Annotated in this window: 1 protein-coding gene; it reads left to right on the forward strand. The window is 69.5% G+C overall.

Annotated features, from left to right (window positions below; genetic code table 11):
- Nucleotides 1–1,867: acetate--CoA ligase (gene acs, locus Q0112_RS09130; RefSeq protein WP_297974245.1), on the forward strand; the 1,867-nt coding region annotated here is incomplete at both ends.

The raw sequence follows: 1,867 nt of genomic DNA on the forward strand, positions 1-1,867 counted from the left end.
CGCACGTGAACGCGGCGCAATATGCGGAGAAGTATGCCGCCTCGATCGCGGACCCGGAGGCCTTCTGGGGGAAGGAGGGCAAGCGGCTGGACTGGCTGAAGCCCTACACGAAGGTGAAGCACACCTCGTTCGACCCGCACGACGTGTCGATCCGCTGGTTCGAGGACGGCGAGCTCAACGTCTCGGCCAACTGCATCGACCGGCACCTGGCGACGCGGGGAGACCAGACGGCGATCATCTGGGAGAGCGACGACCCCGGGGTCTCCGAGCGGATCAGCTACCGCCAGCTGCACGAGCGGGTGTCGAAGTTCGCCAACGTGCTGCGCGGGCTCGGGGTCAGGAAGGGCGACCGGGTGATCCTCTACCTGCCGATGATCCCGGAGGCGGCCTATGCCATGCTGGCCTGCGCCCGGATCGGGGCGGTGCATTCGGTGGTCTTCGCCGGCTTCTCGGCCGAGGCCTTGCGCTCGCGCATCGAGGACTGCGGGGCGAAGCTCCTCGTCACCGCCGACGAGGCGCCGCGCGGCGGGCGGCGCACGCCGCTCAAGGCCAATGCCGACAAGGCGCTCGCCGGGCTCGCCGGGGTGCGGCAGCTCGTCGTCCGGCGCACCGGCGGCGAGGTGCCCTGGGACGCCGAGCGCGACGTCTGGCTCGACGAGGAGATCGAGCATGTCTCGGCCCACTGCGAGCCGGTCGCCATGTCGGCCGAGGACCCGCTCTTCATCCTCTACACCAGCGGCTCGACCGGCCAGCCGAAGGGGGTGGTGCACACCTCGGGCGGCTATCTCCTCTACGTGGCGATGACGCACGAGCTCGTCTTCGACTACCACGAGGGCGACGTCTACTGGTGCACGGCGGACGTGGGCTGGGTGACCGGGCACAGCTACATCGTCTACGGGCCGCTCGCCAACGGCGCCGTCACGCTGATGTTCGAGGGCGTCCCCACCTGGCCCGACGCCGGCCGCTTCTGGCAGGTCTGCGCCAAGCACGAGGTCAACATCTTCTACACCGCGCCCACCGCGATCCGGGCGCTGATGGGCCAGGGGAAGGAGTGGGTCGAGAAGCACGATCTCTCCTCGCTCAGGATCCTCGGCTCGGTCGGCGAGCCGATCAACCCCGAGGCCTGGAACTGGTACGACGAGGTGGTGGGCAAGCACCGCTGCCCGATCGTCGACACCTGGTGGCAGACCGAGAACGGCGGCATCCTGATCTCGCCCTTGCCCGGGGCCATCGCCACCAAGCCGGGCTCGGCGACGAAGCCCTTCTTCGGGGTGCAGCCGGCGGTGCTCGACGCCACCACCGGGCAGGAGATCACCGAGACGGTGGCCGAGGGGGTGCTCTGCATCGCCGACAGCTGGCCGGCGCAGAGCCGCACGGTCTGGGGCGACCACCAGCGCTTCGTCGACACCTACTTCAGCCACTATCCCGGCTACTACTTCTCCGGCGACGGCTGCCGGCGCGACGCCGACGGCTACTACTGGGTGACCGGGCGGGTGGACGACGTGATCAACGTCTCCGGCCACCGCATGGGCACGGCCGAGGTCGAATCGGCGCTGGTCGCCCACGCCAAGGTCGCCGAGGCGGCGGTGGTCGGCTATCCGCACGCGATCAAGGGCCAGGGCATCTACGCCTATGTCACGCTGATGGCGGGCGAGGAATATACCGACGCGCTGAAGAAGGAGCTGGTCGCCTGGGTCCGCCAGGAGATCGGCCCGATCGCCAGCCCCGACCTCATCCAGTGGGCGCCGGGCCTGCCCAAGACCCGCTCCGGCAAGATCATGCGCCGCATCCTGCGCAAGATCGCCGAGAACGACTACGGCTCGCTCGGCGACACCTCCACCCTCGCCGACCCCGCCGTCGTCGACGA

This window comes from uncultured Amaricoccus sp. (assembly GCF_937858865.1).
Taxonomy (GTDB): domain Bacteria; phylum Pseudomonadota; class Alphaproteobacteria; order Rhodobacterales; family Rhodobacteraceae; genus Amaricoccus.